Here is a 14,619-nt window from a genome sequence, read left to right on the forward strand (position 1 = left end):
GTTCGCGTGATCGGTCCGGTTTCACCGTGCCGGCGCCGCCGGCCCGGCGGGTGCGGCGGGGGTGCGGTCCGGCTTGCGGCCGGGCCGACCGCCGGCGATAGAACCTGTTCCAATTTCGCCGTCTTGTGGCTATGGTCACATGCGTACACACGCACTGTGACGGAGGGCGATGCAGATGAAGACCAAGGGCGCGATCCTGTGGGGTCTCAACGAGCCGTGGTCGGTGGAGGAAATCGAGATCGGTGACCCGGTCGCGGGCGAGGTGCAGATCCGCATGGAGGCGGCGGGGATGTGCCACTCGGACCACCACATCGTCACGGGAGCGACGCCCATGCCGTCCTTCCCGGTGATGGGCGGCCACGAGGGGTCCGGCGTCATCACGAAGGTCGGCGACGGCGTCGTCGGCCTGGAGGTCGGCGATCACGTCGTCCTGTCCTTCATTCCGGCATGCGGTCGCTGCCCGTCGTGCGCCACCGGTCACTCGAACCTGTGCGATCTCGGCGCGGGCCTGCTCAGCGGGATGGCGATCTCCGACGGCACCTACCGGATCCAGGCGCGCGGACAGCACGTGATCCCGATGTGCCTGCTCGGCACCTTCTCGCCGTACATGACGGTCAACCAGACACAGGTCGTCAAGATCGACAAGGACGTCCCGTTCGAGCTGGCCGCCCTCGTCGGCTGCGGCGTGCCCACCGGCTGGGGCTCGGCCACCCACGTCGCCGACGTCAAGCCCGGGGAGGCTGTCGCCGTGATCGGCGTGGGGGGCGTGGGGATGAGCGCCCTGCAGGGCGCCGTCGCGTCCGGAGCGCGACAGATCTTCGCGATCGACCCCGTGCCGTGGAAGCGGGAGCAGGCCCTGAAGTTCGGCGCGACGCACGCCTACCCGTCGATGGCCGAGGCGCTCATGCCGATCATGGAGACCACGTGGGGACGCATGGCGGACAAGACGATCATCACCGTGGGCGAGATGCGCGGCGAGTACGTCGAGGAGGCCTTGCAGCTGACCGCGAAGAACGGCCGCTGCGTGGTCACCGCGATGGGGCACATGACGGACATGGACGTGAAGCTGAACGCGTTCCTGTTCGCGATGCTGCAGAAGGATCTGCAGGGCAACATCTTCGGCGGCTGCAATGCGCGGGTCGACATTCCGAACCTGCTCGCGATGTACAAGGCCGGACAGCTCAACCTCGCGGACATGGTCACCCGCACGTATACCCTCGAGCAGGTCAACGACGGCTACCAGGACATGCTCGACGGGAAGAACATCCGCGGCGTCATCCGGTACACCGACGCCGATCGGTGATTCCGCGGCCACCGGTGCCGTCTTCTAGGCTGGGTACGTGAACAGCCTCGACGCGATCTCCGACTGGCCTGTCGACCACGCCGCCGCCGCGGTTCTCACCCGCGCCGGCGGCGTCGTCGCAGAGCGCGGCGACCAGTTGCGGCTCTACCGTCTCGCATCGGTCACCAAGCCGCTCGTCGCCTACGCGGTCCTCGTCGCTGTGGAGGAGGGCGCGCTCGAACTCGATCAGCCCGCCGGTCCGCCGGGGTCGACCGTCCGCCATCTGCTGGCGCACGCCTCGGGACTGGCCTTCGACGAACGCGTGTCGCAGGCGGAGCCCGGCCGCAAGCGGATCTACTCGAGCGCGGGCTTCGAAATTCTCGCGGAGCTCGTCGAGGGCGAGACCGGCATCCCGTTCCCCGAATACCTCACCCAGGCCGTCTTCGAGCCGCTCGGCATGCGGGAGTCGTCGCTGCCGGGACCTGCCGGGCACGGTGGGCAGTCGTCGCTCACCGACCTGACGCACTTCGCCGCGGAACTGCTCGCGCCCCGTCTGGTGTCGACCCAGACGCTTGCGGAGGCCACCCGGGTGCAGTTCCCCGGACTCGACGGGATCGTGCCCGGGTACGGGATGCACAAGCCCAACGACTGGGGGCTCGGTGTCGAGATCCGCGGCCGGAAGGACCCGCACTGGACCGGTGCGGCCAATTCACCCGAAACGTACGGGCACTTCGGTCAGTCCGGTACATTCCTGTGGGTCGATCCCCGCGCGGGGATCGCGTGTGTCGTGCTGACGGACAGGGCATTCGGCGAGTGGGCGAAACCACTGTGGCCCGCCCTCGCGGACGACGTCCTCACCGAATTCTCAAATTCCTCATCCGTTCCCTAGCGAAACAGGAGTAACACGGGCAGACTGTCCTCTGTCGCCATGCGCGACCGCTTCGATGTCAGGCCGTTGGGGAAGACGTCCCTCGTCGAAGTGGAGGTGTGTAGTGCGTGCGTCGAACCAGTTCGCGGATGCGACGACCGGGGTGGTCTACATCCACTCGTCGCCTGCTGCGGTCTGCCCGCATATCGAATGGGCACTGGCCGCCACCCTCGATTGCCGTCCGGATCTCACCTGGATCGGTCAACCGGTCGACGTCGGACAACTGCGCACCACTGTGAACTGGGCGGGTCCGGTGGGGACCGCCGCACGCCTCGTCGACGCCCTCCGGGTGTGGCCGATGATCCGCTTCGAGATCACCGAGGACCCCAGCGACGGCGTCGACGGCGAGCGCTACAGTCACGTGCCCGGACTGGGACTGTGGCGGGGCAACACGAGCGCGAACGGCGACGTCGTGGTCGGCGAGATGCGGCTGCGGTCACTGCTCGCCGGTGGCAGCAACATCGTCGAGGAGCTGAACCGGGTGTTGGGCACGGCCTGGGACGAGGCCCTCGAGCCCTACCGCAGCGGCGGCGAGGGCGCCGAGGTGACCTGGCTGCGCCGGAACGTGGGATAGGCCGCTACGCGGCCCGTGCGTCTTTTGGGCTGCTGGGGCAACCCAAAAGACGCACCGGCGGCGCAGCCGCCTACAGCGGGATGTTCTTGTGCCGGCCGCGACGCGCCGGAGCCGACGCCAGCGCCTGGGCGAGCGTGCTGCGGGTCGTCGCCGGATCGATGAGTTCGTCGACGACACCGATCGACATCGCCCGGCCGACGCCGCCGGCGATGGCTTCGTGCTCGGCGGCGAGACGGTCGTGCAGCGCCTCGCGTTCCTCCTCCGGTGCCGCGGCCAGGGCCCGCTTGTGCAGGATCCCCACCGCCGCCTTGGCGCCCATCACGGCGACCTCGGCGTCGGGCCAGGCGAACACGGCGGTCGCACCCAGGGCCCGGGAGTTCATCGCGATGTAGGCGCCGCCGTAGATCTTCCGGGTCACCAGCGTCACGCGGGGCACCTCGGACTCGGCGAAGGCATGCAGCAGCTTCGCTCCGCGACGGACGACACCCTCCCACTCCTGGCTCACGCCGGGCAGGTAGCCGGGCACGTCGACGACGACGACGAGAGGGACCCCGAACGCATTGCACAGGCGCACGAAGCGCGCGGACTTCTCGGCGCTGACGGAATCCAGGCAGCCACCGAGACGCAAGGGGTTGTTCGCGATGACGCCGACGGTGCGGCCGCCGAGACGACCGAAACCGGTGACGACGCTGCGCGCCCAGCCGGCCTGCAGTTCCTCGAAGCTGGACTCGCCCTCGACGTTGTCGAGCAGCTCGTGCACGATCGGGCGGACATCGTAGGCGCGGCGCGGGGATTCGGGCAGCAGCGCCCGCAAGTCGGTGTCGCCGCGACGGGCGGCGTCGAGGTCGAACTCGCCTTGTTCGGCAAGCATCGACACGAGGCGACGGGCCCGGTGCAGGGCGTCGTCCTCGTCGTGGGCGGCGATGTGCGCAACGCCCGACTTCTTGGTGTGGGTGTCCGGACCGCCGAGCGATTCCATGTCGACCTGCTCACCGGTGACGCTGCGCACCACGTCGGGACCGGTGACGAAGATGCGGGCCTCGGGCGCCATGATGACGATGTCGGTGAGTGCCGGTCCGTAGGCGGCGCCACCCGCCGCGAACCCGAGGACGACGGAGATCTGGGGGATCCGCCCGGAAGCGCGGACCATTGCCTCGAAGATCAAGCCGACCGCGTGCAGGGAGTCGACGCCCTCTGCGAGCCGGGCACCGCCCGAATGCCACAGCCCCACGATCGGGATGTCCTGCTCGAGGGCGGTGTCGATGGCGTCGACGATGTGCTTGCAGCCGTCCACGCCCATGGCGCCACCCATCACGGTGGCGTCGGAGCAGTACGCGACGGTCCGGACGCCGTCGATGGAACCGATCGCGGCGAGCATGCCGGACTTGTCCCGGGGGTGCAGCAGGCTCAGGGTGCCCGCGTCGAACAGTCGCTCGAGCCGCCGGAGCGGATCGCGGGGATCGACGGCAGCGTCGCGCGTCTGAGCAGGTTCCAGGACGGTCATCGCGTTCTCCTCGGGCAAGGCAAGAGCGGGGGATGGGCGCCGGGGGTGGGGATCTCGTGACGAGATCCCCACCCCGACGGCGAGCGAAGTCCGGTCGGGTCAGGCCCGGCCGAACGCGAGCGCAACGTTGTGCCCACCGAAACCGAACGAGTTGTTCAGCGCGAAATCGATCTGGCCGTACCGGGCTTCGCCCTTCACGACGTCGAGATCGATCTCTGGATCCTGGTTGTCCACATTGAGCGTGGGCGGGATGACCCCGTCCCGCAGGCTCAGGACCGTCAGGACCGCTTCCAGCGCACCGACCGCACCGATCGAATGCCCGAGGGCACCCTTCGGTGCGTACACCGCGGCGTGGTTGCCCACCGCGGCATTGATCGCCTTCGCCTCGGCGATGTCGCCGATGGGCGTGGCGGTGGCATGCGCGTTGACGAAGCCGATGTCGGACGGCGTCAGGCCGGCGCCGTGGAGGGCCTTCGTCATGGCGCGTGCCGCGCCGGTCCCCTCGGGATCGGGGGCCACGATGTGGAATCCGTCCGAGGTGATGCCGGCGCCGAGCAGACGGGCGTGGATGGTGGCGCCGCGAGCCTTGGCGTGTTCCTCGGTCTCGAGCACCATCAGCGCGCCGGCCTCGCCGAAGACGAAACCGTCGCGGTCCTTGTCGAACGGGCGCGACGCCCCACGCGGATCCTCGTTGCGGGTGCTCAGTGCCCGCATCATGGCGAAGCTGGCGGTGGCAACCGCGTCGAGCTGGCCCTCGACACCACCGGCGACGACGATGTCGGCATCGCCCATCGCGATCATCCGGTAGGCGTGGGCGATGGCCTCGTTGCCGGACGAGCAGGCGGACACCGGCGTCATCACGCCGGCCTTCGCGCCGAGCTCGAGACCCACGGTCGCCGACGGGCCGTTCGGCATGACCATCTGCACGGCGAACGGAGACACCTTGCGGTAGCCGCCGCCGCGCAGCTTGTCGACCGCGTCGATGAGCGCTTCGCCACCACCGAGACCGGTGCCGACGACGACGCCGAGGCGTTCGCGGTCGACCTCCGGGCTGCCGGCATTCGCCCACACGGTGCGGCCGAGGTGGAGCGCGAGCCGCTCGACGAAGCTCATCCGGCGGATCTCGACGCGTGAGAGGGTTTCGTCGGGGCTCGTCGTGAGCTTGCCGCCGATGCGAACCGGCAGGTCGAACTCGTCGACGAATCCGGTCAGCGTGTCGATCCCGCTCTCACCGGCGAGCAGGCCCTTCCACGTGGCATCCACGTCACCTGCGATCGATGTCGTGGCCGCGAGGCTGGTGACGACGACGTTGGGAAATGTCCCTGTGCGGGGAGAGGCGGAAGTCACGGTTGAGCTCACTCGTTGTCGTTCGTGGCCTGGACGCCCTCGGCCTCGAGCTTCTGGATGTACGCGACGGCGTCACCGACGGTGCGCAGGCTCGCGAGATCCTCGTCGGGGATCTTCACGCCGTACTTGTCCTCGGTCTGCACGGCGATCTCCACCATGGACAGGGAGTCGATGTCGAGATCGTCGACGAACGACTTCTCGACGGTCACCTCGGAGGGCTCGATGCCGGTGACCTCTTCGATGATCTCCGCGAGACCGGCGATGATTTCTTCCTGGGTGGCGGCCACGTCGTGGCTCCCTTCTTCGTTTCGTCTTGCTGTGATCGGACCGGGTGGAGGGTTCCGCCCGGATTCCGGGTGCCCGTCGAGGGCAGGTCCCGTGCTGCGCGACGCGCGCGCAGCAAACTAACCGACTCTGATCGATTCGGCCAGCGCTGAGATCTCCTCAGGGGTCTGGAGTGCCGTGGTCGGCGTGCCGCGCATCTCACGCTTGGCGATGCCGACCAGGGTGCCGGCCGGGGGAAGCTCCACGACCGCCGAGACCTCGGCCGCACGCAGGGTCGCGGTGCACAGGTCCCAGCGCACCGGTCGGGTGACCTGTGCGGCAAGCTTGGTCAGTGCGTCCGCTCCCGAGGCGACCGGCGCCCCGTCGGAGTTGGACAGCAACGTGCGGGTCGGATCGCTGGGCACGATCTTCGCCGCGGCCTCGGCGACGGCTTCCTGGGCCGGGGCCATGAATGCGGTGTGGAAGGCCCCGGCGACCGGAAGGGGCCGGATCCGGGCCTTCTCCGGAGCGTTCGCCGCGAGCTCCTCGAGCGCCGTGAGGCGGCCGGCGGCGACGATCTGGCCGGCGGCGTTCACGTTCGCCGGCGTCAGGCCCAGCTCGGCCAGCCGGGCGAGCACCTCGTCCTCCCGGCCGCCGAGCACGGCCGACATGCCGGTCGGCTCGAGCGCGCACGCCCGGGCCATCTCGGCGCCGCGGACGGCAGCGAGCATGACCGCCTCGTCCGCGCTGATGACGCCGGCGATGGCCGCGGCGGCGAGCTCACCGACCGAATGCCCGGCGACGATCGTGTCGTCCGGGACGAGGCCGCGGGACTCGAGCTCCTCGTAGGCGAGCAGTGCCGTCGCGACGACCAGCGGCTGGGTCACGGCGGTGTCGGTGATCTCCGCGGCCGTCGCGGTGGTGCCGAGGCGTTCGAGGTCGAGGCCCGAGGCCTTCGACCACAGCTGGACGCGATCGCGGGCGCCGGCCTGCTCCAACCAGGAGGCGAGCATGCCGGGTTTCTGGGACCCCTGACCGGGGGCGAGCAGCGAAATCACGATGATCAGGGAACACCCTGGAGACAGTCCTGCGAGATGTCGGTAGGGATGAACTCTCGGGTGCAGTTTTGTAGGGTTTCAACAAAACTGCACGTCGGCGTTCACCATCGACGAAGTGCCGTCCCCTGTTACGCGCCCGGTTCGCGCAATGTGAAACGGGAGACGGGTGGGACTGGAGTCCGCAATTCGTTATGACTTCGAGCCAACCTTCCCACGGTGGCCGCGATCCGCAACACGTACGCATCACGGGGATTCGTCGGGTCCCGGCCGGTGACTTCTGTGATCCGCTTGAGTCGGTACCGCACGGTATTTGGATGAACAAACAGCTGCCGGGCGCAGGTCTCGACAGCACCCCCGCAGTCGAGGTATGCGTCGAGGGTGTCGGCCAGCGCCACACCCGCCTCGGTGAGCGGAGCCACCACATCGTCCTCGAGGGCAGCGATCGCTCCCGCGTCGCCGAGCAGGGCCCGCTCCGGCAACAGCTCCGCCGCATGCACCGGCCGCGGCGCGCCCCGCCACCCGGCCACCGCTTCCATCCCGGCCATCGCCTCGACCGCGGAGGCATGCGCCGACGCGAGGGTGGGCGTGGTGGGACCGATCACCACCGGATCGTCCGAGAAGCTGCGCATCAGCTCGGACCGGAACGCCATTGCCTCGACGCTCCCGTGCAGCTCGCCGCTGACCACCATCACGAGCCGCTCGCCCTGCACCACCGCCAGCGCCGCCCGGCCGTGCTGCTGCGCGATCGAGTGCACGGTCGTCACGACCGAGACCCCCTCGTTCGGCGGGGGAGTGCCGATGATCACGGTGGCCGGCGCCGTCGCATCCCAGTTCAGCGTCGCGGCGCGCGAGAGCATGTCCGACCCGGTGTCGCCACGGACCACCGCGTCGACGACCAGCGCCTCGAGGCGGGTGTCCCACGCGCCGCGGGACTCCGCGGCGCTCGCGTACACCGAGGCCGCGGCGAACCCGAGTTCCCGGCCGTAGCGCAGCGTCGCCTCGGTGAGCGCGACGAGTTGCTGCTCGTTGCGTGCCAGGGCCGGCAGCCACTGCTCGAAGAACTCCATGGCAGCGCGGACCATGTCCACGGTCTGGCGCAACGTCAGCCGCCGCGCCAGGTCCTGCGGGATCACCTGGAACGCGTCCAGGCTGAACCGCAGGTCGCTGTCGGGATTGCGCACCCATTCGAGGAAGTCGACGACAGCCGTCTGGATGATCAGCTGCACGTTGGACCGCTGCGACGCGTCGAGATCGGCGAAGAACGGCAACTGTTCCTGCATGGAGTGCACGGCCTCGGTGGACAGCCGTCCGGAGAACTGCTTGACGCGACGCAGGAGCGCATCGGGCAGGGGATCTCGCTCCGGCCGCGCCGGCGGCACCGGACGCCCCGTAGGGACGCCCGGTGCGCGCTTCGGACGCGGCTCTGCGGGTTCTACGACCATGGGACGAAACTACGCCCGCGGCCCGCCGCCCGCGGCAGAGCGGTTCGGATCAGGCCACGCCGGGATCCGAGGTCTGCTCCGGTGCGGCCGCCACGTCGTCGATCCGGTACCGCTGGGCGGCCTCGACCGCCCGCGCGCGATCGACAGCGCCGTCCCGGCCGAGGGCGGCGAGCACCGCGACCACCGTGGACTCCGCGTCGATGTTGAAGAATCGGCGCGCGGCGGGGCGGGTGTCGGAGAACCCGAACCCGTCGGCGCCGAGGGTGGTGTAGTCGCCCGGCACCCACTGCCGGATCTGGTCCGGTACCGCACGCATCCAGTCGGAGACGGCCACGAACGGCCCGGCGGCGTCGGCCAGGATCTTCGCCACGTACGGCGTCGGAGCGTCGGCGCCCGGGTCGAGCAGCGCCTGCCGCTCGCATTCGACACCGTCGCGGCGCAGCTCGCCCCACGAGGTCACCGACCACACGTCTGCGGCCACGTCCCACTCGTCGGCCAGCATCTCCTGGGCCCGCAACGCCTCGGGCATGAGCACGCCGGAGGCGAGGATCTGCGCCTTCGGCCCGGCGCCCTCGCCGCGGCGGTACAGGTAGATGCCCTTGAGCAGGCCCTCGACGTCGAGGTTCTCCGGCTCGGCCGGCTGCACGTACGGCTCGTTGTAGAGGGTGATGTAGTAGAAGACGTTCTCGCCACCGAACCCGTCGACGCCCTCCGTGCCGCCGTACATGCGGCGCAGACCGTCCTTGACGATGTGCGCGAGCTCGTAGGAGAACGCGGGATCGTAGGACACCACCGCCGGGTTCGTCGACGCCAGCAGCAGCGAATGCCCGTCGGCGTGCTGCAGCCCCTCACCGGTGAGGGTGGTGCGGCCGGCTGTCGCGCCGAGCACGAATCCGCGGGCCATCTGGTCCGCCGCCGCCCACAGGCCGTCGCCGGTGCGCTGGAAGCCGAACATCGAGTAGAAGATGTACAGGGGGATCATCGGCAGCCCGTGCGTGGCGTACGAGGTGCCGACCGCGGTGAACGAGGCGGTGGACCCGGCCTCGTTGATGCCCTCGTGCAGGATCTGCCCGGCGACGCTCTCCTTGTAGGCGAGCATCAGCTCCGCGTCGACCGACGTGTACAGCTGGCCGTTGCGGTTGTAGATCTTCAGCGACGGGAACCACGAGTCCATGCCGAACGTGCGGGCCTCGTCCGGGATGATCGGCACGATGCGCGGACCGATCTCCTTGTCGCGCAGCAGCTCCTTCATGATGCGCACCAATGCCATGGTGGTGGCCACCTGCTGCTTGCCGGAGCCCTTGCGGACCACCTCGTAGGTCTTGTCCCCCGGCAGCGGCAGCGGAGCGTCGGCGGTGCGGCGTTCGGGCAGGAACCCGCCGAGCGCGCGGCGCCGCTCGAGCATGTACTGGATCTCCGGCGAGTCGTTGCCCGGGTGGTAGTACGGCGGCATCTTCGGGTTCGCCTCGAGTTCGGCGTCCGAGATCGGGATGCGCTGCAGATCGCGGAAGTACTTGAGGTCCTCGAGCGTGAGCTTCTTCATCTGGTGCGTGGCGTTGCGACCCTCGAAGTGCTTGCCGAGGGTGTACCCCTTGATCGTGTGCGCGAGGATCACCGTCGGCTGACCCTTGTGCGCCATGGCCGCGGCGTACGCCGCGTAGATCTTGCGGTAGTCGTGGCCGCCGCGCTTGAGGTTCCAGATCTCCTGGTCGCTGAGGTTCTTGACCAGCTCCTTCGTGCGCGGATCGCGGCCGAAGAAGTGCTCACGGACGAAGGCCCCGTCGTTGGCCTTGTAGGTCTGGTAGTCGCCGTCCGGCGTCACGTTCATCAGATTGACGAGCGCACCGTCCTTGTCGGCGTGCAGCAGGGCGTCCCACTCCCGGCCCCAGACCACCTTGATGACGTTCCAGCCGGCCCCGCGGAAGAACGACTCCAGCTCCTGGATGATCTTGCCGTTGCCGCGAACCGGACCGTCGAGGCGCTGCAGATTGCAGTTGACCACGAACGTGAGGTTGTCCAGACCCTCGGTGGCCGCGACGTGCGCGAGACCGCGCGACTCCGGTTCGTCCATCTCGCCGTCGCCGAGGAACGCCCACACGTGCTGGTCGGAGGTGTCCTTCAGGCCGCGGTCGTGCAGGTAGTGGTTGAACCGCGCCTGGTAGATCGCGTTCATCGGGCCCAGGCCCATCGACACCGTCGGGAACTCCCAGAAGTCCGGCAGCAGCCGCGGATGCGGGTAGGACGGCAGGCCGCCGCCCTGGTCGGCGTGGCTGGCCTCCTGGCGGAACCCGTCGAGTTGCTCGGCCGGGATGCGGCCCTCGAGGTAGGCGCGGGCATAGATGCCGGGGGAGGCGTGCCCCTGGATGAAGATCTGGTCACCGCCGCCCGGGTGGTCCTTGCCGCGGAAGAAGTGGTTGAAGCCCACCTCGTACAGCGCCGCGGAGGACGCGTAGGTGGAGATGTGGCCGCCGACGCCGATGCCGGGACGCTGTGCGCGGTGCACCATGATCGCGGCGTTCCACCGGATGAAGGCGCGGTAGCGGCGCTCGACCTCCTCGTCGCCGGGGAACCACGGCTCGTTCTCGGTCGGGATGGTGTTCACGTAGTCGGTCGAGGTCAGTGCCGGAATGGACACATGGCGTTCGCCGGCGCGCTCGAGCAGGCGCAGCATCAGGTAACGGGCACGCGCAGGACCGGCGGACTCGAGCAGCCCGTCGAACGACTCGAGCCACTCCGTGGTCTCGGCCGGGTCTATGTCCGGCAGGTAGGAGGCCACGCCCTCGCGGATGACCCGCACGCGGCCGTCGGTGGCCCCGGTGGTGTTCGGCGAGGATCCCGCTTCCGAGGCGCCCGGTGTGGCGGCGCTCGTCGAGGAATCGGGCTCGTGGATCAGGTCTGTCAACGTCTGCTCCTCATCGTGGTGGGGCGCGCAGGTGTGGCGCCCGCTCCGTAGGGCCGGCTCTTGTGGGAGCCGACTCATCGACATCTGAACGAGATGCACTGCTCATCTTCCCCCATCGCGCGGTAGGAGGCATCCCCCCGGGTGTACAACGCCTGCAGGCCGGGTATCCGCACGGTTCGGGTCCGCGCGGCGGGTCGGCGTGTGGCGCTTCTCGCGGTAACGTCCCGGGAAGATTCTTGTGAGTTTCCGTGCGATTCGGCTTGCGTTGAGCTCCCCGAGGATGTTCGCTTTGAAAAATCGCTCATGACATCCGGTACGCGGCACGCCCGCGGCCACAACCGAAGGAGGACACCACCGTGGTCGCCGCGGCGGACGCCCAGAACTACGTTCAGAAGCTCGGTATCTCCCACGACCAGGTGGTTCAGGAACTCGGTTGGGACGAGGACACGGACGACGACCTGCGGGCCGCCGTCGAGGACACGATCGGATCGGACCTGCTCGACGAGGAATCCGACGAGGTCGTCGATGTGGTGCTGCTCTGGTGGCGCGACAGCGACGGAGACCTCGTCGATGCGCTGATGGATGCGATCGGCCCGCTCGCCGACGAGGGCGTCGTCTGGGTGCTGACGCCGAAGACCGGGCGTCCGGATCATGTCGAGCCCAGCGAGATCGCCGAATCGGCCACGACCGCCGGCCTGACCCAGACCTCGACCGCCAATCTCGGCGACTGGGTGGGCAGCCGGCTGGTGCAGCCGAAGGCCGCCCGCACCAAGCGCTGAGCACACCGCTCAGTTCCTCTCCATCGACGTAAGGACTACCGACGCACATGGCGATCGAGGTGGGTGCCCAGGCGCCCGATTTCACACTCAAGGACCAGAACAACCAGGAAGTGACGCTGTCGAGCTTCCGCGGGAAGAAGAACGTGCTGCTCGTGTTCTACCCGCTCGCGTTCACCGGCGTCTGCCAGGGCGAGCTGTGCGCCGTGCGGGACGACCTGCCGACCTACGAGAACGACGACACCGCGATCGTCGCCGTGTCGGTGGGGGCCTCGCCCACGCACAAGATCTGGGCCGCCGAGCAGGGCTACACGTTCCCGCTGCTCTCCGATTTCTGGCCGCACGGTGCCGTGGCCCAGGCCTACGGTGTGTTCAACGAGAAGTTCGGTTTCGCCAACCGCGGCACCTTCGTCGTCGACAAGGACGGCATCGTCCGGTTCGCCGAGGAGAATCAGCCCGGCGAGCCCCGTGACCAGGGCGCTTGGGTGCGAGCGCTGGCCGCGCTAAAGTCCTGAGGCACAGTCCGGCGGCGCGAGCCGCCGGATCTGCGGGCGTGTAGCTCAGTGGTAGAGCTCTGGTTTTACACACCAGCGGTCGGGGGTTCGAAACCCTCCGCGCCCACCAGGAATGTGGCCGTGAAAGACCTGGTCAGGGACCGGGCGCGTATGCCTCGACGGGACTTTTGCCCACACGTGTCGACGTCCGCGGACGCAGCCGGGCTCGTGGGGCCGCACCCGGGGGTCTTTGGGCTCTGTCGCGGCTGGGCAGGGTTTGCTGTGCTCGTGGGGTGAAGGTGCCGCTGCTCACCTCGTTCGAGGGCTATCGGGCCGACCGGATCGGCCGGGACCTGCTGGCCGGCCTGACGGTGTGGGCGGTTCTGGTGCCCGAGGCCCTCGCGTACGCCACGATCGCCGGGGTGTCCCCGGTGATCGGCCTGTATGCCGCGCCCGCGGCGCTGCTCCTCTACGCGCTGTTCGGCAGCTCCCGGCACCTGGTGGTGGGGCCGATGGCGGCCACCGCTGCGCTGTCGGGTGCTGCTGTCGCCGGCATCGCCGGTGACGCCGATGCGGCAGCGCTGACGGCCGGTCTGGCGCTGCTGGTCGGGGTGCTCGGGATCCTCGCGGGGCTGGCGCGTCTGGGGTTTCTGGCTTCCTTCATCTCCGAGCCGGTGCTGAAGGGATTCATCGTCGGCCTGGCGCTGACGATCATCGTCGGTCAGCTCCCGAAGCTCTTCGGAGTCCCGAAGGGGGACGGGGACTTCTTCGAAAAAACCTGGCACCTGGTCACGTCGCTGGGTGGGACGAACGGCTGGACGTTGGCCGTCGGCGCCGGCTCCCTTGCGCTCGTCCTGGTCCTGCACCGGGTGTCGCCCCGGCTGCCCGCACCGCTGGTCGCGGTCGCCCTGGGCATCGTCGCCGTCTCGGTCCTCGACCTCGACGCCAAGGGAGTGGAGATCGTCGGGCAGATCGAGGGCGGGTTACCTCCGCTCGGCCTCCCCAGCATCCCTGGATCCGACTACGTCGCGCTGCTCGCGTCGGCGGCAGGGATCCTGCTGGTCGCGTTCGCCGAGGGCGTCGGAGCAGCCAAGAACTACGCCGCCGAGCAACACTACGAGATCGATCCGAACCGGGAACTGCTCGGGGTGGGCACAGCGAACATCGGCGCGGGGCTGTCCTCCGGGATGATCGTCAACGGGTCCCTGTCGAAGACCGCGGTCAACGTCTCGGCCGGGGCGGTGTCGCAGCTCTCCGGCATCGTCGTGGCGGCGCTGACGGTGCTGACCCTGCTGTTCCTGACCGGCCTGTTCGCGAACCTGCCGGAGGCCACCCTCGCTGCCGTGGTGATCGCGGCTGTCACGAAGCTCGTCGACTTCCGGACGCTGCGCAAGTACGCGCGTCTGGCCACTCCGAGCCTGCGGCGGATCTACGGCGTCACCGCGTACGCGGACTTCCTCGCCGCGGCGAGCGCCATGGCTGGCGTGCTGGTCTTCGACATCCTTCCCGGGCTCTTCCTCGGCGTCGCGGTGTCGGTCCTGCTCCTGCTGTTCCGGGCCTCGCGGCCGCATGTCGCCGAGCTGGGCCGCACACCGGACGGAAGCCGCTGGGTCGACCTGCAGCGCCGTCCCGACGCGCGCACCGAGCCGGGGATCGTGGTGCTGCGCCCGGAGGCCGGGCTGATCTACGCCAACGCCGACAACGTGGCGGCCGCCGTACGCGGTCATGTCCGGGACGACACGCGGGCCGTCGTCCTCGACACCGCAGCTGTGCCGGGAATCGACATCACCGCCGTCGGCATGCTGGACCGGCTGTATGCCGAACTCGAGCACCGTCGCATCCGTCTGCTCTTCGCCGGCGAGATCGGCCAGGTGCGCGACCTGCTCAGCGCGACCGGCATCGCCAGTGTCGTCACAGGCGCACACCCGACCGTCGACGAGGCCGTCACCGCGGCCCGTCGCAACCTCGACCACCCCCCGGACGACGACCCGACGTCGGCGTGACCTCCGGACGGGCGGTGGAGAAGCACCGGCCGTCCGGGTGGACCA

General features: G+C 69.2%; 12 protein-coding genes and 1 tRNA gene. 7 read left to right on the top strand and 6 right to left on the bottom strand.

Annotated elements, in window-relative coordinates:
* Positions 1-175 precede the first annotated feature (175 nt).
* From RR3_RS08150 to RR3_RS08160, 3 genes are all read left to right on the top strand, one after another.
* A complete protein-coding gene (locus RR3_RS08150; protein WP_010594285.1) occupies positions 176-1,303 on the top strand; it encodes an NDMA-dependent alcohol dehydrogenase in 1,128 nt (375 codons plus the stop codon).
* A gap of 37 nt (positions 1,304-1,340) precedes the next feature.
* Complete coding sequence (locus RR3_RS08155) at positions 1,341-2,171, top strand: serine hydrolase domain-containing protein (protein ID WP_010594286.1); 831 nt, start codon at positions 1,341-1,343, stop codon at positions 2,169-2,171.
* 103 nt (positions 2,172-2,274) lie between these two features.
* Complete coding sequence (locus tag RR3_RS08160; protein ID WP_003937070.1) at positions 2,275-2,784, top strand: DUF3145 domain-containing protein; 510 nt, start codon at positions 2,275-2,277, stop codon at positions 2,782-2,784.
* Between the two features lie 70 nt (positions 2,785-2,854).
* On the opposite strand, the gene RR3_RS08165 is transcribed toward RR3_RS08160, so the two are convergent.
* The 6 genes from RR3_RS08165 to aceE form a co-directional block, all read right to left on the bottom strand.
* Complete coding sequence (locus tag RR3_RS08165) at positions 2,855-4,288, bottom strand: acyl-CoA carboxylase subunit beta (RefSeq protein WP_010594287.1); 1,434 nt, start codon at positions 4,286-4,288, stop codon at positions 2,855-2,857.
* Between the two features lie 99 nt (positions 4,289-4,387).
* Positions 4,388-5,635, bottom strand: a complete 1,248-nt coding sequence (locus tag RR3_RS08170) for a KasA/KasB family beta-ketoacyl-ACP synthase (protein WP_010594288.1) — start codon at positions 5,633-5,635, stop codon at positions 4,388-4,390.
* An 8-nt stretch (positions 5,636-5,643) separates the two neighbouring features.
* Positions 5,644-5,922, bottom strand: coding sequence for a meromycolate extension acyl carrier protein AcpM (acpM, locus tag RR3_RS08175; protein WP_003937073.1), 279 nt, complete (start codon positions 5,920-5,922; stop codon positions 5,644-5,646).
* Between the two features lie 117 nt (positions 5,923-6,039).
* Positions 6,040-6,957, bottom strand: coding sequence for an ACP S-malonyltransferase (locus RR3_RS08180; RefSeq protein ID WP_017680341.1), 918 nt, complete (start codon positions 6,955-6,957; stop codon positions 6,040-6,042).
* A gap of 128 nt (positions 6,958-7,085) precedes the next feature.
* Complete coding sequence (locus RR3_RS08185; RefSeq protein ID WP_225222858.1) at positions 7,086-8,399, bottom strand: PucR family transcriptional regulator; 1,314 nt, start codon at positions 8,397-8,399, stop codon at positions 7,086-7,088.
* A 49-nt stretch (positions 8,400-8,448) separates the two neighbouring features.
* Positions 8,449-11,301: a pyruvate dehydrogenase (acetyl-transferring), homodimeric type gene (gene aceE / locus RR3_RS08190; protein ID WP_017680342.1), complete on the bottom strand. Its 2,853-nt coding sequence runs from the start codon at positions 11,299-11,301 to the stop codon at positions 8,449-8,451.
* A 356-nt stretch (positions 11,302-11,657) separates the two neighbouring features.
* Between aceE and RR3_RS08195 the strand changes: the two genes are divergently transcribed.
* From RR3_RS08195 to RR3_RS08210, 4 genes are all read left to right on the top strand, one after another.
* Positions 11,658-12,080 (top strand): DUF3052 domain-containing protein, encoded by a 423-nt coding sequence (locus tag RR3_RS08195; RefSeq protein WP_003937077.1) that lies wholly within the window; start codon positions 11,658-11,660, stop codon positions 12,078-12,080.
* A gap of 47 nt (positions 12,081-12,127) precedes the next feature.
* Positions 12,128-12,592 (top strand): peroxiredoxin, encoded by a 465-nt coding sequence (locus RR3_RS08200; protein ID WP_010594292.1) that lies wholly within the window; start codon positions 12,128-12,130, stop codon positions 12,590-12,592.
* Positions 12,593-12,626: 34 nt separating this feature from the next.
* Positions 12,627-12,701: transfer RNA gene (locus tag RR3_RS08205), tRNA-Val, on the top strand.
* A 163-nt stretch (positions 12,702-12,864) separates the two neighbouring features.
* Positions 12,865-14,574, top strand: coding sequence for a SulP family inorganic anion transporter (locus RR3_RS08210; protein WP_064066116.1), 1,710 nt, complete (start codon positions 12,865-12,867; stop codon positions 14,572-14,574).
* Positions 14,575-14,619: the final 45 nt, after the last annotated feature.

Source organism: Rhodococcus ruber NBRC 15591 (assembly GCF_001894945.1).
Taxonomy (GTDB): Bacteria; Actinomycetota; Actinomycetes; order Mycobacteriales; family Mycobacteriaceae; genus Rhodococcus; species Rhodococcus ruber.

Excerpts from the sequence above, each read along its gene's own strand:
- RR3_RS08185 (WP_225222858.1), bottom strand. The coding sequence starts at position 8,399 with ATGGTCGTAGAACCCGCAGAGCCGCGTCCGAAGCGCGCACCGGGCGTC.
- RR3_RS08165 (WP_010594287.1), bottom strand. The coding sequence starts at position 4,288 with ATGACCGTCCTGGAACCTGCTCAGACGCGCGACGCTGCCGTCGATCCC.
- RR3_RS08200 (WP_010594292.1), top strand. The coding sequence starts at position 12,128 with ATGGCGATCGAGGTGGGTGCCCAGGCGCCCGATTTCACACTCAAGGAC.
- RR3_RS08150 (WP_010594285.1), top strand. The coding sequence starts at position 176 with ATGAAGACCAAGGGCGCGATCCTGTGGGGTCTCAACGAGCCGTGGTCG.